This is a genomic window from Uliginosibacterium sediminicola (assembly GCF_039631295.1).
Classification (GTDB): domain Bacteria; phylum Pseudomonadota; class Gammaproteobacteria; order Burkholderiales; family Rhodocyclaceae; genus Viridibacterium; species Viridibacterium sediminicola.
In genome coordinates this window covers 232,588-255,636 of record NZ_JBDIVE010000003.1, presented here as the reverse complement: position 1 = coordinate 255,636, position 23,049 = coordinate 232,588, and the positions used below count along the sequence as shown (strand labels likewise).

The following is a 23,049-nucleotide window of genomic DNA, read 5'->3' as shown; positions in this document are numbered from 1 at the left end:
GCGCGGTCTGCCTCAAGCGGCCAGCGCCGCCTGGCCCTGGGCCAGGTAGTCGCGCATCTGCGCCTCGGGCACCATGCTGCCACCGGTCGCCCAGACCAGATGCGTGGCCCGCTCAAGCTGCTGCGCGTCGAGCGCCATCCGCGCGCGATAGTCCCGCTGCTGCGCCGCCAGGACCCAGGTGATGCCCGGCAGACCAGCCAATGCCGAAGGCTCCAGGCAGATCTGCTCGTGCTGCGCAGTCAGCGCCAGCAAGGCAAACAGACGCTCGTCGCTGACCGTGTAATAGCCGTCGATCAGCCTTTGCATGGCCCGCCCGACAAAGCCCGAGGGCCGACCGACCGCCAGACCATCGGCCGCAGTGAGATTGTCGATACCGAAATCGCTGACCGCGACCGCCTCGTGCAAACCGGTATGCACGCCCAGCAGCATGCAGGGCGAATGCGTGGGCTCGGCGAAGATGCAATGCACGGCATCGCCAAACACCAGCTTGAGGCCAAACGCCACCCCGCCGGGGCCACCGCCCACCCCGCAGGGCAAATAGACGAACAGCGGGTGCTCGGCGTCGACACGGATCTGCTGCGCGGCAAACTGCGCCTGCAGACGCAAGGCCGCCACCGCGTAGCCGAGGAAGAGATGCTGCGAATTTTCATCGTCGATGAAATGACAGGCGGGATCGGCCGCTGCCTGACGCCGGCCCTCGGCCACGGCGCTGCTGTAGTCGGCTTCATGCTCGACCACGCAGACGCCATGGGCGCGCAGCTTGTCTTTCTTCCACTGCCGCGCATCGGCCGACATGTGCACCGTGACCTGGAAGCCCAGACAGGCGCTGATGATGCCGATCGACAGCCCCAGATTACCGGTGGAGCCGACGGCAATGCGGTAGTGGCCGAAAAAGGCGCGGGCCGCATCGCTGGCCAGACAACCGTAATCGGCCTCCAGAGTAATCAGCCCGGCCTCCAGCGCAAGGCTTTCGGCGTGCTGGAGCACCTCATAGATGCCGCCGCGCGCCTTGATCGAGCCGGACACCGGCAGATGGCTGTCCATCTTCATCCACAGCTGCCCCGGCAAGGCCATGCCGTAGTACGCCGCCAGCACCGGCTGCAAGGCGCCGAGCGGGCGCAAGGGCGATTCGATGATGCCCTGGCTGGCCGCCGTATCGGGAAAAGCCTTGGCCAGATAAGGCGCAAAACGCGCCAGACGGGCGGCTGCATCGTCGAGCTCGGCGCGGCCCAGGCCGACATCGCCAAGCGCTTCGGCCAGTGGCCGCACGGCAGGGTTGAACCAGGCGACTTCCTGCAGCGCCATCAGCGCGCGCGGCAGCGGCTGCTCGCGCCAGTAAGCAATGGCCTCGGTCAGATTGAGCGCTTCCTGATCATGCATTTTTCATTTCCACCCGGATTCGCTCAGGCATCGACCAGCACACTCGGCGCGGCAGACGAGCGCGCAAAGCGATACGCCCGACCCGGCGCAGCCGCCATCAGCAAGCGCGTGTAGTCGCTTTGCGGCGCGGTGAACAAATTGCGCGCCGGACCTTCCTCCACCACCTTGCCCTGATGCAGCACCACGATGCGGTCACAGATGCGACTGGCCACCCGCAGATCGTGGGTGATGAAGAGAATGCCGATGCGCAGCTCACGCTGGATGTCGTCGAGCAGCTGCAGGATCTGCGCCTGCACCGACACGTCCAGCGCCGACACCGCTTCGTCCGCAATCAGCACCTTGGGTTTGCAGGCCAGCGCGCGGGCAATCGAGATGCGCTGGCGCTGACCGCCGGAGAACTCGCTCGGATAGCGACGCAGCGCCTCCGGCTTCATGCGCACCAGACGCATCAGCTCTTCGGCCGCTGCCCAGGCCTGGGCGCGCGGCACGCCGAAATTGAGCGGGCCTTCGATGATCGACTCGCCCACGGTCTGACGCGGATTGAGCGAACGGTAAGGGTCCTGGAACACCACCTGCACCACCTGACGGAAGGGGCGCAGATCGCGCACGCTGGCACGCGCCACCGAGCGCCCGTCGGAGAAGATGTCGCCCGCGCTGGGCTCGATCAGGCGCGCCACGCAGCGTGCGAAGGTGGACTTGCCGGAACCGGATTCGCCGACGATGCCGATGGTCTCGCCGGCGTGCAAGCGCAGCGAAATGTCATCGACCGCATTCACGATCCGCGGCTTGGCCGGCCAGCGCCGTGTCTCGTAAGTTTTGAACAGGTGCTGCACTTCGAGCAGCGGATAGCTGTGTGGCAGCTCAGGGCGCTGCGCCGGCTCCAGTTCAAGCACCGCATCGAGCAGGCTGCGCGTATAGTCCTCGCGCGGTGCGGTGAGCACCTGTTCCTTGCTGCCGTGCTCGATCATCTGGCCCAGTTGCAGCACCACCACCTCGTCGGCGATCTCGGCAACGACGCCGAAGTCATGGGTGATGAACAACACTGCCGTACCGTTCTCGGCCTGCAAGTCGCGGATCAGCTTGAGGATCTCGGCCTGCGTGGTGACATCCAGCGCCGTGGTCGGCTCGTCGCAGATCAGCAAGGCTGGCTTGAGGATCAGCGCCATCGCAATCACGATGCGCTGCCGCTGGCCGCCCGAGAGCTGGTGCGGGAAGCTGTCGTAGATGCGCTGCGGCTCCGGCAGGCGTACATGCTGGAAGATCTCCAGCACGCGTGCGCGGCGCCCGGCACGATCCAGCGCGGTGTGCTGGCGCAAAACCTCGTCGACCTGGGCGCCACAGCTCATCACCGGATTGAGCGCCGTCATCGGCTCCTGGAACACCATGGCGACCTGGCTGCCGCGAATTGCGCGCATCGCTTCGGGGGAGTAGCGCAGCACATCCTGATCGTGCAGCAGCACCTGCCCGCCGACGGGACGCAAACCCTCGGGCAACAGGCCCATCACCGTGCTGGCAAGAATCGACTTGCCAGAACCGGATTCGCCCAGCAGACACAGGATGCGCCCGGCATGCACGTCAAAGGAAATGTTCGCCACCGCATGCGGACGGTCGGCGCCCGGCGGCAGCGCAATACTCAGATCGCGTACCGAGAGCACGGGCACGGCAGTTTCATTGGGGGAAGGAATCGCGCTCATGATTGCATCAGGTCCGCTTGTTGAACTTGGGATCGAGCCTGTCGCGCAGACCATCACCGAGCATATTGACCGCCAGTACCGTCAGCGCCAGCAGCACGCCGGGCAGCAGGACGACATTCGGATGCTGATTGAACTGGCTGCGCCCCTCGGCCATGATGCTGCCCCAGGTAGCCTCTTCAGCCGACAGCCCCAGACCGAGGAAGGACAGGCTGGATTCGATGAGAATCGCTGCCGCGCAGATGTAGGTGCCCTGGATGATCAGCGGGGCGATGGCATTGGGCAGGATGTGGCGACGCAGGATTTTCAGCGTCGGCGTGGCCAGCGCCACCGCCGCTTCTACATAGGCCTCCTCGCGCACGCCGAGCACCACCGAACGCACCAGACGTGCGACACGCGGGATCTCCGGAATGGTGATCGCTACCAGCAAGGTGCTCAGCCGCGCTCCGAAGATCGCCACCAGGCTGATCGCAAAGATCATCGCGGGGATCGCCATCAGGCCATCCATGCAGCGCATCAACAGCATATCGACGCGGCGGAAATAGCCGCTGACCAGACCGACCAGGGAACCGAGCAGCAGCGAGAACAGCGCCACCACGGCGCCCACCGTCAGCGAAATGCGGCCGCCATACAACATGCGGCTCCACAGATCACGCCCCATCGCGTCGGTACCCAGCAGGAACAGATGCTCGTAGCTATCGCCGGAGAGATCATTGAACAGCGCACGCGTGAACATCGGCAGATTGGCATTGGCCGGGTCCATCGCATCCGGCAGCAAGGTGCCGAACCATGGCGCGCCGACCACCAGCACGAGCAACAACAGCAGCAGCAAGCTGCTCCAGCGGATCGGGCCATGCGCCCACAGCCGCCGCAGCAAGGCACGTCCGGGTGCTGGCGCGGAAATCGAAGGAAGAACAGAAGAAGACATGAGCGCGCCCGGATCAGTAACGGATACGCGGATCGAGCAGCAGATAGCTCAGATCCACCAGAAGATTGACCACGACGTAGACGAAGGAGAAAAACAACGTCACACCCTGGATCATCGGAAAATCGCGCGACAGCACGGCATCTACGGTGAGGCGGCCGAGGCCGGGAATCGCGAAGACGGTCTCGGTCACCACCACGCCGGTGATCAGCAAGGCCACGCCGATGCCGACCACGGTGACGATCGGCACGGCGGCATTGGCCAGCGCGTGGCGCAGCAGCACGCGCCATTCGGCGATACCCTTGGAACGTGCGGTGCGGATGTAGTCCTCGGTCAGCGCTTCGGAGACCGCCGCACGGGTAACCCGTGCAATCAGCGCGATATAGACCATCGCCAGGGTCAGCGCCGGCAGCACCAGGCCATGCAGCCAGCCACTCAGGCTCTGCGCCGGCGGGATGTAGCCCTGCACCGGAAACCATTGCAGACGCAGCCCGAACAGCCAGATGAAGAGATAGCCGACGACGAAGGCCGGCACCGAAAAGCCGGCTGCCGAGGCGGCCATCAGGCCACGGTCGAGCCAGCTGTTGCGCTTCCAGGCGGCGATGGTGCCCAGCGGAATGGCCAGCAACAAGGTGAATACCAGGGTCAGGCCAGCCAGCGAGAAGGTCGGACCGATGCGCTGGCCGATCAGCGACACCACGCTTTGCGGGATGAAGATCGAGCGTCCCAGATCGCCCTGCAAGAGACGCAGCAACCAGTGCCAGAACTGCATCGGCAAGGATTCATTGAGGCCGAGCTGATCGCGCACCCGCTGGATGTCGGCAAGCGAACCATTGTCGCCCACGATGATGGCAGCCGGATCGCCGGGCGCCAGGTGCAGCATCATGAACACGATGAGCGCCACAATGCCGAGCACCGGAATGGTGGACAGGATGCGCCGCAGGACGAAGATATACATGGCAAGTCAAACCCAGTTTGCGGAGAAGGAAGCGCCGCGACCACAGCGTGTCGCGGCCTGATAATCAGTTCTTCCGGAGCCCCCAGAACACATTCACCGGCGCCTTGATCAGGCCGCTGATGTTCTTGCGCATCGCGGTGTAAGGCACGTATTCACCGAGCGGCACGAACAGCGCCTTGGACAGCGCCTCTTCCTGCAGCGCGGTGGCGATCTGCTTCTTCTTGGCCGGGTCCATCTCTTCGATGAAGCTCATCTTCAGCGCCTCGACCTTGTCCGAGCTGGGCCAGCCGAACCAGCCCTTGTCACCCGTGCCGGTCAGCGGCGCCATGACAATCGGGTTCATCATGTCGACCGCGAAGAAGCCTGTCGTAAAGATGTTCCAGCCGCCCTGCTCGACCGGATCTTTCTTGGCGCGACGGGCAATCTCGGTCTGCCAATCCATGGTCTGCACATCCACATTGAAGCCCGCCTGGCGCAGCAGCGCGGCCATCACCAGCGGATACTTGTTGTGCGTCGAGTGGTCGGTCGGCGCCATCAACACCACCGGCTTGCCGTCGTAACCGGCTTCCTTGAGCAGCTTCTTGGCTTCGGCAAACTGCGGCTTGCCGGTAAAACCGGCGCTGCGATCAGACCAGTAGGCGGTGCCATTGGCATAGATCGAAGGATTCACGCTGTACATCTCGGGCGCGATGAATTGCGCCCGCATCAGCGCTTGCTGATTGACCGCCAGCATCGCCGCACGGGCGATCTTCGGATTGTTGAAAGGTGCCGTCAGATGATTGAAAGCCATGACGATGCTGCCCTGGCCCACCTGCTTGTCGAGCACCAGGTTCGGGTCTTTCTTGAAGGCCGGATATTGCTCGGGCGGAATCCGCTCGATCAGATCCACCGCATTCGACACCAGGGCATTGGCCTGGGTTTGCGCGTCGGGCAGCATCACCCATTCGACACGCTCCAGATACACCTTCTTGCCGCCTGCGGTGCCCGAGGCAGGCTCCTTGCGCGGCTGGTACTTCGGATTGCGCAGATAGACCACCTTGCTGCCCGGGCTGTATTCGTCCTTCTTGAACATGTAGGGCCCGGAGCCGATCACCTCGGTGATCTGCGTGGTGCCCGGCGTCTCGGCGATGCGCTTGGGCATGATGAACAAGGGGTTGTTGGGATTGCCCAGCGCGTCGAGCATGAAGCCGAAGGGCTTGGCCAGCTCGATCTTGAAGGTCTTGTCATTGACGGCATCGATGCTCTTGGTCGCACTCAGCAGCAGCTGGCCGACCGAGGCACGCGAGCCCCAGCGCTTGAGCGAGGCCACCACGTCAGCACTGGTCACCGGCGCGCCATCGTGAAAGCTCAGGCCGCTGCGCAGGGTGAAGGTCCATTCCTTGCCGTCGGCGCTGTGGCTGTAGGTATCGATCATCTGCGGCTTGATCTCGCCCTTGTCGGTCATGCCGAACAAGGTGTCGTAGACCATGAAGCCGTGGTCGCGGGTCACCGTGGCGGTGGTCCACACCGGATCGAGAATCTTCAGGTCAGCCTGCGGCACCATGCGCAGCACCGAGCTGTCCTCCCCGGCGGCGAGGGCAATCCCGGGCATGCCGATCACGGCGGCAGCCAAGGTCGTAAGCATCCACCCGAGGGCAGAGCGACGTGAGAGGGCGAGTACAGACATGCAAAACTCCTTGTTGGCTGAATCGATGATAACAACTCACACGGCGCTGCCCGTACCGGCGTCGGCCAGTACAAGCTCGCCCACTTCGGGCGGCGCGGTGACGATGGATTTGAGAGAAGGCACCGGCTCGGGCAAGTGCTGCAGATCGGGACGCGGCCGGCTCAGGCGCTGATCGCCGGCGAAGGCCTGCTCCAGCGCCTGCGAGATGGCCAGCAAGGCGGCATCGCTGCGGAAGCGGCCGACCACCTGCAAACCGAATGGCATACCCAGCTCGTCGCGCCCGCAGGGCAGGCTGATCGCCGGGTGCGCAGTCAGCGTGATGACATAGGTCAGCGCCAGCCAGCGGTAGTAATTGGCCTGTTGCTTGCCATCGATGGTGTCGGCATACAGTGAGGTCCAGGGGAACGGCGACAGCGGCGTGGTCGGGCAGAGCAGGATGTCGTACTGCTCGAACTTGCGCTGGAAGGACTGCAGCAAGCGGGTCTGCTCGGCGCGGGCAAAGGCGGCATCACGCAGGCTCATCGCCGCGCCCTGCTCGTAATTGGCGCGCGGATTCGGTCCCAGGCTGGCCGGATCCTTGCGGTAAGCCGCATCCATGCTGGCCACGAAGCTCTCGGCACGCAGCACATCAAAGCATTCATGCGCGCCGGCAAAATCCAGCTCGACCGGTTCGCACAGCGCGAAATGGGGGGCCATCGCCGCAATCTTGCTGCGGAAGGCGCGGCGTACGACCGGATCAACGTCGCAGACACCCAGATCCTCGCTCCAGCCGACGCGCAGGCGACTCAGATCACAGCTGGCCGGCGTGAGGAACTGCAGCGCATCGAGCGGGAAGCTCAGCGGGTCGCCGCCATGCGCACCGGCCGTTGCCGCCAGCTGCAGGCAGGCATCGGCAACATTACGGCCCATCGGCCCGACCACCGAGAGTGGCGTCCAGCCCAGCTTCTTGCGCTCGCTGGGCACCACGCCGGGCGAAGGACGCATGCCGACCACGCCATTGAGGGCCGCCGGAATGCGCAGCGAACCGCCGGTATCCGAACCGGTGCACAGCGGCAACATATCGCAGGCCAGCGCCGCCGCCGAACCGCCCGAGGAACCGCCGGCATTCAGATTGGGATTGAAGGGATTGCCCACCGCGCCCCACACTACATTGCGCGAATTGGCGCCGGCACCGAACTCCGGCACATTGGTCTTGCCGACCACGATGGCGCCGGCCGCGCGCAAGCGCTGCACCAGCACATTGTCCGCCGCCGGCACATGGTTGCGGAACAGCGGCGAGCCATATGTGGTGAGCAGGCCGGCCGTGTCTTCCAGATCCTTCACGCCCAGCGGCAAACCGTGCAGCAAGCCCAGCGCCTGGCCCGCCATCACCGCCTGCTCGGCGGCACGTGCTTCGCTCAGCGCGCGTTCATAGCAGGTCGCGGTAATCGCATTGACACGCGGATTCACCGCCTCGATGCGCGCAATGCAGGCTTCGAGCAGCTCGACCGGCGACAGCGCGCGGCGGCCGATGAGCTGGCGCAGCTCAACGGCGGACAGCGCCAGGAGTGATTCGTGTGGAAGCGTGGAGGATGTGCTCATGAATCGTTCGGTAGGCTGCTCAGGTCTTGGATGGACTCATCTTAGGGCACGAAAAAATTGCCAACAACACAGCAATCTGCAATATTTCATTGCCGTTTTGCGAAAGCTCAAGCCGCACAGTCCGCCCTCAGCCAGCCCATCGACACCCCCATGATCAAAAGAACCCAGGAACTGCAGGAAGTCTCGCTGCGCTACTTTCTCGAAGTGGTGCGCGGTGGCTCGATTACCGCCGCCGCCGAGCAATTGGGCGTCGCGCCCTCGGCGATCAGCCGGCAGATCGCACGGCTGGAAAAAACGCTCGACACCCTGCTCTTCGAGCGCCGCGCACGCGGCATGGTGGTCAATGCCGCCGGCGAACTGCTGGCCGCCCATGCGCGACGCCAGCAGCAGGACGCCGACCGCGTGATCGCCGAGATGCAGGCCCTGCGCGGCCTCCGCCAGGGCCGCATCCACCTGGTCAGCACCGCCGGCTTTGCCGCCGACTTTCTGCCCGCGCTGATCGCTTTTTTCCGCCAGCGCTACACCGGCATCGAATTCCAGCTCAGTGTCTGCAAACCCAGCGAAGTGCCCAAGCGAATCCGCGAGGGCGATGGCGACATCGGCGTCACCCTGGGCCTGAGTCCGGACCCTGGCGTGCGTGTGCAATTCCGCCACCCGGCTTCGGTCCTGGCCATCACCAAGCCCGATCACCCGCTGGCCCAGCGCCGCCAGCTGTCGGTGGCGGAGATCGTCGCCCACCCGCTGGCACTGGCCGAGGAGAGCGCCGACACCACGCTGCGCCAGTTACTGGACATCTGCTGCAGCCGCCAGAACCTGCAGTACAAGGCCGTGCTGTCGAGCAATGACCTCAATGCGCTGATCGGCTTTGCCAGCGCCGGCGGCGGGATCACGCTGTGCGGTGAGCTGGCCGTGCGCGGCCGCATCGAAGCGGGTACGCTACGTGCCATCCCGCTGCGTGACCGCGAGATGAACGAGCGCTTCATGGAGGTCCAGACCCTCGCCGGGCGGATGCTGCCAACGGTATGCCAGACCTTTCTGCGCTACCTGCAGCAGGCCACCATCGGCGAGCCCCTGGAAGCCCTGCATCGCGAGGAAAACCCTTGATTTGCCAGATCGGCAAAGAAGAACTGCAGAATCGTTATTGTTCTACAAAGCTTCACAGGCGCAGAATGAGCTGATTGACCGCGTGTGCAGACGCTTCTGGCGCACGCACCCAAGTTTTTTCAAGCAAGGATTGTGTTCATGGCAGAGCTTCCCTTCTCCCGCGTACGCCGCGCCGCCGGCCTCGTCTTCCTCTCCGGCGAAGTGCCGCTGGACGCCTCCGGTGGCGTGCCCGAAGGCATCAGCGCGCAGACCGATCTGGTCCTCGACCGCATCGCCAACACCCTCGCCGGCGAGGGGCTGGATCTCGACGATGTCGTCTCCTGCACGGTTTATCTGGTCGAGCCGAGCGACTTCGCCGCCTTCAATATCGCCTACGCCCGCCGCTTCAAGGCCCCGCTGCCCGTGCGCACCACGCTGGTCGCCAGCCTGGTCGTACCGCAGGCGCGCATCGAAATCACCGTTATCGCCGGCGCACGCGGCTGAGGGAGAACGCAGATCATGACGAGGAGCGTGATTGTCCTGGGCGCCGGCATGGTCGGCGTCAGCACCGCACTACACCTGCAGGCGCGTGGCCACGATGTGTTACTGCTCGACCGCAAGGCGCCCGGCCGTGAAACCTCCTACGGCAATGCCGGCCTGATCCAGCGCGAAGCCGTCGAACCCTATCCGCTGCCGCGCGAGCCGGCCGATCTGCTGCAGCATGCCTTCGGCCTCAACGCCGCCGTCAGCTACCACTGGCGTGCGCTGCCCAGCCTGCTGCCGCGTCTGGCCGCCTACTGGTACCACTCCTCGCCCAAGCGCCACGCCCGCATTTCACGCGACTGGTCCACCTTGATCGCCCACGCCACCAGCGAGCATGCCGAGTGGATAGTCAGTGCCGGCGCGCAGGATCTGGTCAAGGAAAGCGGCTTCCGCCTCGCCTTCCGCCACGCGCAGAGCTACGCCAAGGGCGTCGCCAAGGCCCGCCACTACCACGACACTTACGGCGTGCGCTTTGAGGCGCTCGACAGCGATGCGCTGAGCGCTGCCGAACCGGCGCTGCAGCAGCGCTTTGCCGGCGGGGTGCACTGGGTGGATCCCTGGGCCGTCAACGACCCCGGCGAACTGGTCGCCCGCTATGCCGCGCTATACCAGCGCCGCGGCGGACGCCTGGTCAGCGGCGACGCCAGCACCCTGCGCCAGACCAGCCATGGCTGGCAGGTAATCACCGCCGAGGGTCCGCAGCAGGCTTCCGATGTCGTCGTCGCGCTGGGCCCCTGGGCCGATGACCTGATCCGCCCGCTCGGCTACCACCTGCCCTTGTTCGTCAAACGCGGCTACCACCGCCACTACCAGGTTGAGCGCCAGCTCGAAATGGCCGTGCTGTGCGCCGACGACGGCGTGATGCTGGCGCCGATGAGCGCCGGCTTGCGCATCACCACCGGTGCCGAACTAGCCCTGCGCGATGCGCCACCTTCGCCGGTACAGCTGGCGATGGCCGAGAAGGTCGCCGCCCGCGCCCTGGCCCTCGGCGCCCCGCTCGAAGCCACGCCCTGGATCGGCGCCCGCCCCTGCACCACCGACATGAAACCGGTAATCGGCGCCGCCGCCCGCCACCCAGGTCTGTGGTTCAACTTCGGTCATGCACACCAGGGCTTCACCCTGGGGCCAGCCAGTGGCCGCCTGCTCGCCGATCTGTTCGACAGCCAAACCCCCTTCATCAAAGCAGAACCCTTCGCCCCTGCACGCTTCGGCGCCTGAGCAACCCTGAAGCGCATGCTTCCTGGATGACGGGTAATCATTCAATCACTAGGGCTCCTGACTGAATCGACTTAATTGAAACAACAATGTACTCATCGACCTTCATATTTTCCAAGAAGCAATACGACGACGAGTTCCACCGGCTCGATCAAGCAATTGCCGAGGCGGCTAAGGGAATCCCCGGCTACATCGGCGAGGAAAGCTGGGAGAACAGCAGTACGGGGCTGATTTCGAATGTGTATTACTGGCAGTCGCTCGAAGCGCTGCAGCAACTGATCTGCCACCCCCAGCATCAGCAAGCCAAAGCGAAACACGCTAACTGGCTCGCGGGATACCAGGTCATCATTGCCGAGGTCATCAAAACTTATGGCGATGCGCAACTCAGTGCGCTCACCTTGCCCGAGGCCCGCCAAGACGGCACACCACCTGCGTGAAGACGAAGCCGCCCGCCTGTCCAGTGCAGGCGCTCAAGCCCTGCCTTGCCTGACAATCGAAAACATGGAACCCGTATCTTTCAACCCCGCGCAGCAACACCGGCTTGAAGCCTTGTTGCAGATCGTGTTTGAAAGTCGTGGTCAGGCATTTGACCCGGCGGGCCGCCAAGCAGACATCCGGAACATTGCAGAAATCTACCAGCGCGACGGCGGAGACTTCTGGGTGCTGATGTCGGGCGACACCCTGATCGCAACGATTGCCCTGAAAATCATTGATCGCGCCGCGGGCATCGGCGAGATCAAGCGCTATTTCGTCTTGCCCGATCTGCAAGGACAGGGCATCGGTGCGCAGCTGATGGATCACGCGATAGCAGCGGCCCGTGCCAGGCAACTGCGCACACTGCGTCTGGACACGATGAAAAGCGCCCACGCCGCCTTATCCATCTTCAGGAAAAAAGGCTTTTACGAGATCGAAAAATACAATGCCAACGAGGTAGCCGAGATTTTCATGGAAAAGACCTTGTAGGCAGTCGCCCGCATGGAAGCTGATCGCCCGGCTTGCTACAAGCCGGCAGCTTGCCAAGTTGCGGCGCCCCCGGAAACGAACAAGCGCCACCTGCCAGCCTCGAACCGGGGAGCTGGCAGATACGCTTGCAAATTGAAGTTTGCGTGTTAGACAAAGCAGAAGACCTCAACGCGCGGCGTAGGCCGCTAAAAACGTTTCCACGGCGCGGCTTACCAGACGCTTGATGCGGGGACGCGAGATCGAGGTCTCCAGCCCTAGCAGCATCGGCGTCACCGTTTCGCAATCGAGCAAGGCGAACAGTTGCAGAGTCGCCCGTAGCGGATCGCCTTGGCGCAGCCGTCCGGCGTCCATCTGCTTCTTCATGAAGGCGGCGACGCGCTGCATGCCGATCTTCGGGCCTTCCTCGTGGAAGCGACGGCCGATATCGCTGCGGCCGGATTCGGCGACGATCATCCGGCGGGTCTGAATGGAGCTCTCTTGGCACAGAAAGCTAACAATCTTTTCTCCCAATACGCATAAGGTTTTCTCAAGCTCGGCTGTGTCGTTATCCAGCGCATCGAGGATCGGATCGAACTGTTTCTTCGCTTCCTGATGCATTACGCCCACGAAGAGCTCTTCCTTCGATTTGAAATACGCGTACAGCGTGCCCTTGGAACCACCGATGCGCGCCGAAATCTCGGCCATCGACGCCCTTTCGAATCCCGACTCCTTGAACACTTCGGCCGCGGCCGCCAGGATGGCTTCGCGTTTAGCCGCAGTCTTTACTCTCATTGACAAGTCCCCGTTGTTGTCTAGGTCACATCTCTTTTTCGTACATGTGGGTTCAGTATTGCTTGACTTGTCGGAAACTGTCAATTAATAATACCGTACAGTTCGGTATTGTTATAAACCAGTTTGCCTTTTCAGAGAGCCCTTTATGCGCACATCCACCATCCTCAGGCCTGCCGCCGTGTTGGCGATCATCAGCGTACTCAGTGCATGCGGAAAGCCGCCGGGCGGCCCGCCCCCTGCGGCGGGAACACCCGTGCTCGGCGTGATGACGGTGCGCACGCAGCCTGTGCTTCTGCAAACCGAGTTACCTGGCCGTACCTCGCCGTATCAAATCGCCGACGTGCGGCCTCAGGTCGGCGGTATCGTCCAAGTCCGCAACTTCCGCGAGGGAAGTGATGTCAAGGCAGGCCAGGTGCTCTACCAGATCAATCCAGCGACCTACAAGGCTGCCTATGACAATAGCGTTGCGGCGCTGACCAAGGCTGAGGCGAGCGTGAAAACGGCTCGTCTGAAGGCCGGCCGCTACAAGGAGCTGGTCGCCATCAAGGCGGTCAGCCAGCAGGACTACGATGACGCCGTGGCAGCGCTGGGCGAGGCCGAGGCCGATGTGAGCTCCGCCCGCGCCAACATGGAAACCAGCCGCATCAACCTGGATTACGCCCAAGTCGATGCGCCGATCTCGGGGCGCATCGGCAAATCCACCGTCACGCCCGGTGCGCTGGTGACGGCCAGCCAAGCCACTGCCTTGACCACGATTCAACAACTCGACCCCATCTACGTCGATGTCACTCAATCCAGCACCACCTGGCTGAACCTGAAGGAAGCGCTGGCCAACGGCGAGCTGCAGAAATCCGGCAACGGCGCCAAGGTCAAGCTGATCCTGGAGAACGGCCGTACCTATGCTCAGGAGGGAACGCTGCAATTTTCCGATGTGACGGTGAACCAGGATACCGGCGCCATCACGCTACGCGCCGTCTTCCCCAACACCAAGACAGACCTGTTACCCGGAATGTATGTACGTGCCGTGTTGCAGGAAGGGGTGCGCCAGCAGGGTTTGCTGGTGCCGCAACAAGCTGTCAGTCGGGATGGCGCGGGCAAGCCGGTGGCCTTCGTGGTCAATGCCGACGGGGTAGTGGAACAGCGTTCGCTGGTGACTGACCGCGCTATCGGCGACCAGTGGCTGGTCAGCAGCGGACTGAAGGAAGGTGAGCAGTTGGTGGTCGAAGGCCAGCAACTCGCCAGCGCCGGGGCCAAGGTGAAGGTCGTGCAGTGGACGCCCAAAGCCGCTGCATCGGGCACGACCACCGCTGTGACCGGCGCCCGCGCCGGTACACACTGAAAGGCGGGTAAGAACCATGGCTCGCTTCTTCATTGACCGTCCGATCTTCGCGTGGGTACTCGCCATCATCGTGATGCTAGCCGGCACCGTTTCGGTGCTGACCCTGCCAATCGCCCAATATCCGGCCATCGCGCCACCGGCCATCGCCATCACGGCCAACTATCCCGGCGCTTCAGCCAAGACGCTGGAAGACACCGTCACCCAGATCATTGAGCAGAAGATGAAGGGGCTGGACCGTCTCAGCTACATGGCGTCCACCAGCGAATCCTCGGGTTCGGTCACCATCACCCTGACCTTCGAGAACGGCACCAATCCCGATACCGCCCAGGTACAGGTGCAGAACAAGCTATCGCTGGCCACGCCGCTGTTGCCCTCCGAAGTGCAGCAGCAGGGCGTCACGGTGACCAAGTCCGCCACCAACTTCCTCAACGTGCTGGCCTTTACCTCGGAAGATGGCAGCATGAGCGGTTCCGACCTGTCGGACTACGTGGCTGCCAATATCCAGGACGCCATCAGCCGCGTGGAAGGCGTGGGCGACATCACGCTCTTCGGCTCGCAATATGCGATGCGGATCTGGCTCGACCCCAACAAGCTCAACAGCTATAGCCTGACCCCGCTGGACGTGAAGAACGCGATCCAGGCGCAGAACGTGCAGGTGTCTTCCGGGCAGCTGGGCGGCTTGCCCGCGACCGATGATCAGCAGATCAATGCCACCATCACGGCCCAGACGCGTCTGCGTACCGCCGAGCAGTTCAATAACATTGTGCTGCGCACACTCAGCGGCGGCGCCCGCGTCAAGCTGAGCGACGTGGCCCGTATCGAACTGGGCAGCGAAAGCTACAACTCGGTGGGCCGTTACAACGGCAAGCCGGCGGCGGGCCTGGCCATCAAGCTGGCCGCGGGCGCCAATGCGCTCGACACCGTAAAGGCCGTCGATGCCCGCGTGGCCCAGCTGGAGAAGTTCTTCCCGGCAGGCATGAAGGTACAGAAGCCCTATGACACCACGCCTTTCGTGCGCATTTCCATCGAGGAAGTGGTACGCACCCTGATCGAGGCCGTGGTGCTGGTGTTCCTCGTGATGTACCTGTTCCTGCAGAACTTCCGCGCCACACTGATCCCAACCATTGCCGTACCGGTGGTGCTGCTGGGGACCTTCGGCGTACTGTCCGTGTTCGGTTTCACCATCAACACCCTGACCATGTTCGCGATGGTACTGGCCATCGGCCTGTTGGTCGATGATGCCATCGTCGTCGTGGAAAACGTCGAACGGGTGATGTCCGAGGAAGGCCTCTCGCCCAAGGAAGCCACACGCAAGTCGATGGGCCAGATCACCGGCGCGCTGGTCGGCGTGGCGCTGGTGCTGGCGGCGGTGTTCGTGCCGATGGCCTTCTTCAGCGGCTCCACGGGTGTGATCTATCGCCAGTTCTCCATCACCATTGTCTCGGCCATGACGCTGTCGGTGCTGGTGGCCATCGTGCTGACCCCGGCGCTGTGCGCGACACTGCTCAAGCCGGTCGCCAAGGGGCATGCCCTGGCCACCACGGGCTTCTTCGGCTGGTTCAACCGCCAGTTCGATCGCAGCAACCTGCGTTATCAGGGCATCGTGCGTCACATGCTCGGCCGTGGCAGGCGCTACATGACCGCCTATGCCGTGTTGCTGGCACTGGTCGTGGTGGGGTTCATGAAACTGCCGGTGGGCTTCCTGCCAGATGAAGACCAGGGCACGCTGTTCGCCATCATGCAGTTGCCCGCGGGGGCGACCAAGAAGCGCACCGACGAGGTCATCCGCCAGGTCGAGCAGCATTTCCTGGTAGATCAGAAGGAGGCCGTCGCGGGAGTCTTCGCGGTCTCCGGTTTCAGCTTCGCCGGCAGCGGCCAGAACATGGGCTTCGCCTTCATCAAGCTCAAGCCTTGGGACGAGCGCAAGGGGCCGGGCCTGTCGGTCACCGACGTTGCGGCCAAGGCCGGCGCTGCCTTCGCCAACATCCGCGATGCCCGGGTATTCGCCTTCGCCCCACCGGCCGTCTCCGAACTGGGCAATGCCACCGGTTTCGACCTGATGTTGAAGGACGAGGCCAATCTCGGTCACGCTGCCCTGATGCGCGCGCGCAACCAGTTGCTGGCTGAGCTGGCCCAGGACAAGCGCCTGGTCGCGGTACGTCCCAACGGCCTGGAGGACACGCCGGAGTTCCGCCTCGACGTCGATACCGACAAGGTCGGTGCCTTGGGCGTCGCCATGTCGGATGTCAATGACACCATCTCCACCGCCTGGGGCAGCAGCTACGTCAACGACTTCATCGACAAGGGCCGCGTCAAGAAGGTGATGCTGCAAGGCGATGCCCAATACCGCATGCTGCCCTCCGACGTCGAGCGCTGGTTCGTACGCAACAGCGCCGGCACCATGGTTCCGTTCAGCGCCTTTTCCACCGCCTACTGGGCCTCCAGTTCGCCGCGCCTGGAGCGTTACAACGGCGTGCCATCCATGGAAATCCTGGGCATGGCCATGCCAGGCGCAGCCTCCAGCGGCGAGGCCATGGCCATCGTCGAGGCCGCGCTGGAGAAAATGCCAGCGGGCATCGGCTATGAATGGACCGGCCTGTCCCTGCAGGAAAAGGCCTCCAGCGGCCAGACCGGCATCCTCTACGCGATCTCCATCCTGATCGTGTTCCTGGCGCTGGCCGCCCTCTATGAAAGCTGGGCCGTACCGTTCTCGGTGATCCTGGTGGTGCCACTGGGGGTGCTGGGCGCGCTGATCGGAGCAATCCTGACCTGGAAGATGAATGACGTCTATTTCCAGGTGGGCCTGCTAACCACCATCGGTCTGGCCTGCAAAAACGCGATCCTGATCGTCGAGTTCGCCAAGGACCTCCACGAACACGGCAAGAGTCTGGTGGCGGCCACCATGGAAGCCGCGCGCATGCGTCTGCGACCGATCCTGATGACTTCGCTGGCCTTCATCCTGGGGGTCCTGCCCTTGGTGCTGGGCAGTGGCGCCGGCGCCGGCGCACAGCACGCGCTGGGTATGGCGGTGATCGGCGGGATGATCTCGGGCACCGTATTGGCGATCTTCTTCGTGCCCTTGTTCTTCTTGACCATCATGGCGCTGTTCGGTCGCAAACCATCGGACGAGCCGCAAGGCCAACCTGCGATTTCCACGGAGCATTGAGATGAATCGTCCCCTTTCGATCCGCCCCCCGGTCCGCCCCCGTGCAGTGCTGACACCATTGCTGCTGGCCACACTGCTAGGCGCCTGCACCCTGATGCCTGCTTACCATCGACCCGACGCCCCGGTCGAGAACCGCTTTGCCGGTGATGCTGCTACCCATGCCAGCACCACTGCCGTCGCGGATATCGGCTGGCGTGATGTCTTCACCGATCCTGCCCTGCAGCAGGTGATCGCACTGGCGCTGGACAACAACCGCGACCTGCGCGTGGCCGTGCTCAACATCGAGAAGGCGCGCGCCCAGTACGGCCTGGAACGCGCCGCGCTGTTCCCGACCATCAATGCCGCTGCCAGCGAATCGGCCAGCCGCACGCCCGCCGATCTGTCCAGCTCGGGCCGGGCCGTGACCGCGCGCAACTACACCGCCACACTCGGCTTCAGCGCCTACGAGCTAGACCTGTTCGGTCGCGTGCGCAGCCTCAAGGAACAGGCGCTGGAATCCTTCCTGTCCACTGCCGAGGCACGTCGCAGCACCCAGATCAGCCTGATCGCCGAAGTCGCCACCGCCTGGCTGACGCTGGCATCCGACCAGGACCGACTGCGGCTGGCCCAAGAGACGCTGAAAAGCCAGCACAGCACCTATCAGCTGACCCAGCGCAGCTACGAGCTGGGCTCCGCCTCGGCGCTGAGCTTGCGTCAGGTGCAGACCAGCCTCGAGAGCGCCCGCGTGGATGTGGAAAGCTACTCCGCCCAGGTCGAGCAAGACCGTAATGCGCTGGTACTGCTGGTGGGCGCCGGATTGCCGGCATCGCTGCTGCCGCAGGGGCTACCCGATACCCGCTTGGCGGCCGCCAGCCCACTAGCGACCATTCCGCCGGGGCTGCCCTCGGACCTGCTGCAACGCCGGCCCGACATCCTCCAAGCCGAGCGCGACCTGCGCGCCGCCAATGCCAACATCGGCGCGGCGCGCGCAGCGTTCTATCCCAGTATCAGCCTCACGGCCAACGCTGGCACGTCCAGCGCTCGCCTGGCGGGGCTGTTCAAGGGCGGTTCGGGATCGTGGAGCTTCGTGCCGCAAATCACGCTGCCGATCTTCGACGGCGGCGCCAACCGCGCCAATCTCGATATCGCCACCATCAGCCGCAACATCTACGTAGCGCAGTATGAGAAGGCGATCCAGACTGCCTTCCGTGAAGTCTCCGATGCGCTGGCCCAGCGCAATACGCTAGGCCGCCAGCTGGAAGCCCAAGAGGCGCTGGTGGAGGCCAGCGAGAGCTCCTTCCGCCTGTCGCAGGCGCGCTTTGACAACGGGGTGGACAGCTATCTCAGCGTGCTCGACTCGCAGCGCACACTGTATTCAGCGCAAAAGAACCTGATCGGCACCCGGCTCTCGCGCTGGACCAATCTGGTGACTTTCTACAAGACCCTGGGCGGCGGTTGGGTGGAACACAGCGGCGCACCCGTCGGGACCGAACTCGCTACACGGGAGCCATGATGTCTCGCGCAGACCGGACCCGCGCCACCTTGCTTGATGCCGCGCTGGCAGCCTTCGCCCAGCGCGGCGTGCGTGCGACCACGCTGGAGCAGGTGGCCGCCAGCGCCGCACTCACCCGCGGGGCGGTGTACTGGCATTTTCCCGACAAGACCACGCTGGTGACGGCAGTCTTCGAAGAGCTGGTCTGGCCGTTCGACATCGGTGCGAACCTCGATGACTATCTCCAGGCCGAGAATCCGCTGGACCTGCTGCGCGAGGTGCTGTGGCAAAAGATGCACCACTACCTGAGCGATACGCGGCAGCGGCTGAGGATAGAAGTGGTGGTGCGCTATCGCGGCACGCCTGAACTGCCGGAGGAGTTGAACGCACGCCTGGAAGCGATCATCCTGAACTCGCTGGAGCGCCTGACCAAGGTGCTCAACATCGCCTACGAACGCGGCGAACTGCGACGCGGGCTCACCCCCATCGACGTGGCACGCTGCCTGCTGGCGGCCTGCACCGGTGTCATCGCCGAACACATGGATGATCCGCAGGCGAACCTGGACCGCTCCTTCCATCTAGCGCCGGGGCTGGTTTTGCTGGGGGCGAGTGCGAAGACTCCGGAAGAGGCCTAACACGCGTGATCGAAGTCCGCCGACATAATTTCCGTCGCTGCCGGAGTCTTGCGCAGCAAGGCTCCGGAACGGCTGGATAGGAACGCCCTCCCCACTCCCCACTCCCCACTCCCCACTCCCCACTCCCCACTACAGCTCATCCAGAAAAACCAAGGCCATGCACCAAGACTGCGGACTTCTGTCCGCAGAAACGAAAAAGCCCCACCCGCAAGGGTGAGGCTTTGTCTTGGAATGCTTGGTGGCCAGTCGCGGAATCGAACCACGGACACGCGGATTTTCAATCCGCTGCTCTACCAACTGAGCTAACTGGCCAAATGAGCTGAGCATTATAGCCAAGCATTTTTAATTCTGCAAGGCTAGTTTTCAGGAAATTGAGATGGGGCTCAATATCTGCCAAGGCAAGCCGATAGAGCGTGGAAGGACGCACCAAACGTACACACCACGAACCCATGAATCAGCCTGCCGAAGATCTCTACGTCACGCCCAACCAGCTGTGCATCGGGCTGTACGTGTATATCGACCTGCCCTGGTTCGAGCATCCGTTCAGCTTCAACAGCTTCCGCATCCGGACTGCCGAGCAGATCGCGACCTTGCGCGGTCTGGGGGTCAAGCAGTTCCGCTTTGATCCGTCGCGGAGCGATCAGCTGCCGGAGCTGCAGACCAGCAATGCGCCGGAGCCGCAGGAGCCGGTGTGTCCGGTACCAACGCCGACTTACGATGATCCGCTGCTGACCGAGCGCATCGAGCGCATCCGCCGCGTGCAGGCGCGCCGCGAAAAGCTCAACCAGATCGAAAAGGCCTTCGTCAAGGCCACCAGCATCGTGCGTAACGTCAATCGCAACCTGCTGTCGAACACCCGCGATTGCCTGCAGGAAGTGGGCGCCCTGGTCGATCAGATGGTTACCGCCTTCCTGGAGACGCCGGAGATCACCTTGCAGCTAATGGGCGACAAGGCCGGCGGTGAAGAGGCTTACCTGCACGGGCTGAACACCTCGATCCTGTCGATGATGCTGGCCCGCGATCTGGAACTCAAACCCGACGAAACGCGTCTGCTGGGGCTGGGCGCCTTGCTGCACGACATCGGTCTGATGGACATTCCGGACAAGGTGCTCAAAAAGTATCCGGACGAGATGAACAATGCCGAACGCGAGCTGCGCAAGCTGCACTGCGAATACGGCGTGCGCATCGCGCAGCGCATCGGCCTGCCGGAGACGGTACAGCTGATCATTGGCCAGCACCACGAGCTCTGCGACGGCAGCGGCTACCCCAAGGGGCTGCAGGAGTCCGCAATCCACCCGCTCACGCGCATCGTCTCGCTGGTCAATTACTACGACAATCTATGCAATCCGAGCGATATTTCGCGCGCGCTGACGCCGCACGAAGCGCTGTCGCTGATGTTCTCGCAGCGACGCAGCAAGTTCGATGCACGGGTGCTGCAATTGCTGATCCGCAGCCTCGGCGTGTATCCGCCGGGCAGCGTGGTGAAGCTCTCCAACAGCGCCATGGCCCTGGTGCAATCGGTCAATCCGGAGCGCCCGCTGCGCCCCTGGGTGCTGATCTACGATCCGGCCATTCCCAAGGACGAAGCGACTTCGATCAATCTCGAAGACGATCCGGACCTGAACATCGTCAAGGCTTTCCGCCCGGCGCAGCTGCCGGCTGCGGTCTATGACTACCTGAGTCCGCGCAAGCGCGTTACCTACTACTTCGATTCGGACTCGAGCTCAGCACATCGCCGCCCATGAGTGCGCCCGCTGAGGACAGCACCCTGCAGTCCCTTCTGCTGGATTTCGCGCAGGAGATCCTGCTGCTGGTCGATCCGCACAGCCTGTCGATTGTCGCGGCCGACGCCGCCGCCTGCCGCCAGCTGGGCTACACGCGCGAAGCCTTGCTGGGACGCTCGATCACCGATATCGAATGCGCCCTGGCCGACGTGTTTTTCTGGGACGAGGTACGCCAGGGCGGCAAGCCCGAGATCCGCGAAGTACAAGGGCTTTACCAGCGCGCCGATGGCAGTACGCTGATCGTGCGCAAGAGCATCAGCCGGCTGGCGCAGGCGCCGGGCTGGCTGGTGATCCGTGCTGAGAACATCGACAACGAAAGCCGTACCGAGGAAGAACTGGGGCGCACCACCTCGCAATTGCGCGCCACCCTCGAAGCAACGGCCGACGGCATTCTGGTGCTCGACCGCGATGGCCGCATCAGCAACATGAACCGCCGTTTCGCCCAGCTCTGGCAGCTGCCCGAAGCCTTCATGATGCGCCACGACGACACCCGCCTGTTCGCCTTCATCATCGCCCAGCTCGAAGCGCCGCAGGACTGCATGGCGATGCGCGCACCGCTGATGTGCGGCTCAGAGGAAGAAACCTTCGATACCACGCCGCTGGTCGATGGCCGCGTTTTCGAATGCAAGACACGCCCGGCCTGGCACGGCGAGCAGCTGATCGGCCGCGTCTTCTCGGTCACCGATGTCACCGAACGCCACCGCGCCGAACAGGCGCTGATTGCCGCACGCGATGCAGCGGCCACGGCCAGCCACGCCAAGAGCGAATTCCTGGCGATGATGTCGCACGAAATCCGCACGCCGATGAACGGCATCATCGGCATGGCGCAGCTGCTGCAGCTGACCGAGCTGAACGAGGAACAGCGCGACTACGTGAGCACCATGCGCAACAGCGGCGAAGCGCTGCTGCAGATCATCAACGACATCCTCGACTACTCGAAGATCGAGGCGCGCAAGCTGCAACTCGAATGCGCCGCCTTCGACCTGGCGGTCTTGCTGGAAGATCTGCGCAAGCTCTTCTCGGTGCGCCACCACAGCCAGGGACCGCAGCTGTTCATCAGCCAGGCGGCCAATGTGCCGCACCAGCTGCTCGGCGACCCGGTGCGGCTGCGGCAGATTCTCGTCAATCTGATCGGCAATGCCTTCAAGTTCACCGCCCAGGGCGAGATCCGCGTGCACGTCAGCCTGCACAGCGAGGACGCGCAGCGCGTGATGCTGCGCTTCGCGGTGCGCGACACCGGCATCGGCATCGCCGCCGACAAGCTCGAACACATCTTCGTGCCGTTCGAGCAAGCCGATATGTCGACCACCCGGCGCTTTGGCGGCACCGGCCTCGGGCTGTCGATCTGCCGCATGCTGTGCAACATGATGGGCGGCGAGATCGGCGTGCACAGCAGCCTCGGCGAAGGCGCCGAATTCTGGTTCACCGCCAGCCTGCAGCGCGATGCCAGCGGCGCCAGCCTCGGCCACACCGCCGAGGGTTTGCCGGTGATGATCGCGGCCGATCAGCGGGTGCTGATCGTCGAGGACAATCCGGTCAATCTGATGGTGCTGGGCAAGCTGCTGCGCAAGCTCGGCGCCAGCGAAATCGCCAGCGCCGTCAATGGCCAGGAAGCGCTGGAACGCTGCGCCGCCGGCAGCTTTGCGCTGATCTTCATGGACACCCGCATGCCGGTGATGGACGGCCTGGCGGCGACCATCGCCCTGCGCCAGGCCGGCGTGGCCAGCTACATCATCGGCGTCAGCGCCGACGCCATGCGCGAAGACCGCCAGCAAGCGCTGCAGGCTGGCATGGATGACTACCTCACCAAGCCGGTATCCTTCGAGGCCCTGCAAGCAGCCCTGCGCCAGTGGGCGCGCCTGGCCTGAAGCAGGCACT

18 protein-coding genes and 1 tRNA gene are annotated in these 23,049 nt (G+C 63.8%); 11 read left to right on the top strand and 8 right to left on the bottom strand.

Annotated elements, in window-relative coordinates:
• Positions 1–12: 12 nt before the first annotated feature.
• From dsdA to ABDB84_RS08120, 6 genes are all read right to left on the bottom strand, one after another.
• On the bottom strand, positions 13–1,380 hold the full coding sequence (dsdA, locus tag ABDB84_RS08145) for a D-serine ammonia-lyase (protein WP_345919215.1): 1,368 nt from the start codon (positions 1,378–1,380) through the stop codon (positions 13–15).
• 23 nt (positions 1,381–1,403) lie between these two features.
• Entirely contained in the window at positions 1,404–3,074 is a 1,671-nt protein-coding gene (locus ABDB84_RS08140; protein ID WP_345919214.1) for a dipeptide ABC transporter ATP-binding protein, read from the bottom strand.
• A gap of 7 nt (positions 3,075–3,081) precedes the next feature.
• The gene (locus ABDB84_RS08135) at positions 3,082–3,999 is read right to left on the bottom strand and encodes an ABC transporter permease (protein WP_345919213.1); all 918 of its coding nucleotides are present in this window, start codon (positions 3,997–3,999) and stop codon (positions 3,082–3,084) included.
• A 13-nt stretch (positions 4,000–4,012) separates the two neighbouring features.
• Positions 4,013–4,954 carry an ABC transporter permease gene (locus ABDB84_RS08130; RefSeq protein WP_345919212.1) on the bottom strand — a complete coding sequence of 314 codons (942 nt, stop codon included), beginning with the start codon at positions 4,952–4,954 and terminating at the stop codon, positions 4,013–4,015.
• Positions 4,955–5,018: 64 nt separating this feature from the next.
• Positions 5,019–6,620 (bottom strand): ABC transporter substrate-binding protein, encoded by a 1,602-nt coding sequence (locus ABDB84_RS08125; RefSeq protein ID WP_345919211.1) that lies wholly within the window; start codon positions 6,618–6,620, stop codon positions 5,019–5,021.
• Positions 6,621–6,656: 36 nt separating this feature from the next.
• Entirely contained in the window at positions 6,657–8,201 is a 1,545-nt protein-coding gene (locus ABDB84_RS08120) for an amidase (RefSeq protein ID WP_345919210.1), read from the bottom strand.
• Between the two features lie 150 nt (positions 8,202–8,351).
• On the opposite strand from ABDB84_RS08120, the gene ABDB84_RS08115 reads away from it, so the two are divergent.
• The 5 genes from ABDB84_RS08115 to ABDB84_RS08095 all read left to right on the top strand — a co-directional run bounded on the left by ABDB84_RS08115 (position 8,352) and on the right by ABDB84_RS08095 (position 12,005).
• Positions 8,352–9,305 carry a LysR family transcriptional regulator gene (locus tag ABDB84_RS08115; RefSeq protein ID WP_345919209.1) on the top strand — a complete coding sequence of 318 codons (954 nt, stop codon included), beginning with the start codon at positions 8,352–8,354 and terminating at the stop codon, positions 9,303–9,305.
• Between the two features lie 138 nt (positions 9,306–9,443).
• Entirely contained in the window at positions 9,444–9,788 is a 345-nt protein-coding gene (locus tag ABDB84_RS08110; RefSeq protein WP_345919208.1) for a RidA family protein, read from the top strand.
• A gap of 15 nt (positions 9,789–9,803) precedes the next feature.
• Complete coding sequence (locus ABDB84_RS08105; protein WP_345919207.1) at positions 9,804–11,045, top strand: NAD(P)/FAD-dependent oxidoreductase; 1,242 nt, start codon at positions 9,804–9,806, stop codon at positions 11,043–11,045.
• Between the two features lie 86 nt (positions 11,046–11,131).
• Positions 11,132–11,479: an antibiotic biosynthesis monooxygenase family protein gene (locus ABDB84_RS08100; protein ID WP_345919206.1), complete on the top strand. Its 348-nt coding sequence runs from the start codon at positions 11,132–11,134 to the stop codon at positions 11,477–11,479.
• Positions 11,412–12,005, top strand: coding sequence for a GNAT family N-acetyltransferase (locus tag ABDB84_RS08095; protein WP_345919205.1), 594 nt, complete (start codon positions 11,412–11,414; stop codon positions 12,003–12,005). Before ABDB84_RS08100 ends, ABDB84_RS08095 begins: the two co-directional genes overlap by 68 nt.
• A 165-nt stretch (positions 12,006–12,170) precedes the next feature.
• On the opposite strand, the gene ABDB84_RS08090 is transcribed toward ABDB84_RS08095, so the two are convergent.
• Positions 12,171–12,776, bottom strand: a complete 606-nt coding sequence (locus ABDB84_RS08090) for a TetR/AcrR family transcriptional regulator C-terminal domain-containing protein (protein WP_345919204.1) — start codon at positions 12,774–12,776, stop codon at positions 12,171–12,173.
• A gap of 145 nt (positions 12,777–12,921) precedes the next feature.
• Between ABDB84_RS08090 and ABDB84_RS08085 the strand changes: the two genes are divergently transcribed.
• Genes ABDB84_RS08085 through ABDB84_RS08070 form a run of 4 tightly spaced genes read left to right on the top strand, consistent with a single transcriptional unit; the run spans position 12,922 to position 19,387 of the window.
• Entirely contained in the window at positions 12,922–14,115 is a 1,194-nt protein-coding gene (locus ABDB84_RS08085; protein WP_345919203.1) for an efflux RND transporter periplasmic adaptor subunit, read from the top strand.
• A gap of 16 nt (positions 14,116–14,131) precedes the next feature.
• Positions 14,132–17,281 carry an efflux RND transporter permease subunit gene (locus ABDB84_RS08080; protein WP_345919202.1) on the top strand — a complete coding sequence of 1,050 codons (3,150 nt, stop codon included), beginning with the start codon at positions 14,132–14,134 and terminating at the stop codon, positions 17,279–17,281.
• A gap of 1 nt (position 17,282) precedes the next feature.
• On the top strand, positions 17,283–18,773 hold the full coding sequence (adeC, locus tag ABDB84_RS08075) for an AdeC/AdeK/OprM family multidrug efflux complex outer membrane factor (RefSeq protein ID WP_345919201.1): 1,491 nt from the start codon (positions 17,283–17,285) through the stop codon (positions 18,771–18,773).
• Positions 18,770–19,387: a TetR/AcrR family transcriptional regulator gene (locus ABDB84_RS08070; RefSeq protein WP_345919200.1), complete on the top strand. Its 618-nt coding sequence runs from the start codon at positions 18,770–18,772 to the stop codon at positions 19,385–19,387. The genes adeC and ABDB84_RS08070 overlap by 4 nt, the downstream gene beginning before the upstream one ends.
• 236 nt (positions 19,388–19,623) lie before the next feature.
• Here ABDB84_RS08070 and ABDB84_RS08065 read toward each other — a convergent pair.
• Positions 19,624–19,699 (bottom strand) — tRNA-Phe (locus tag ABDB84_RS08065).
• A gap of 137 nt (positions 19,700–19,836) precedes the next feature.
• On the opposite strand from ABDB84_RS08065, the gene ABDB84_RS08060 reads away from it, so the two are divergent.
• Both ABDB84_RS08060 and ABDB84_RS08055 read left to right on the top strand, forming a co-directional pair.
• Complete coding sequence (locus ABDB84_RS08060; protein WP_345919199.1) at positions 19,837–21,132, top strand: cyclic di-GMP phosphodiesterase; 1,296 nt, start codon at positions 19,837–19,839, stop codon at positions 21,130–21,132.
• Positions 21,129–23,039, top strand: coding sequence for an ATP-binding protein (locus tag ABDB84_RS08055; RefSeq protein WP_345919198.1), 1,911 nt, complete (start codon positions 21,129–21,131; stop codon positions 23,037–23,039). The genes ABDB84_RS08060 and ABDB84_RS08055 overlap by 4 nt, the downstream gene beginning before the upstream one ends.
• The last annotated feature ends 10 nt before the right edge of the window (positions 23,040–23,049 follow it).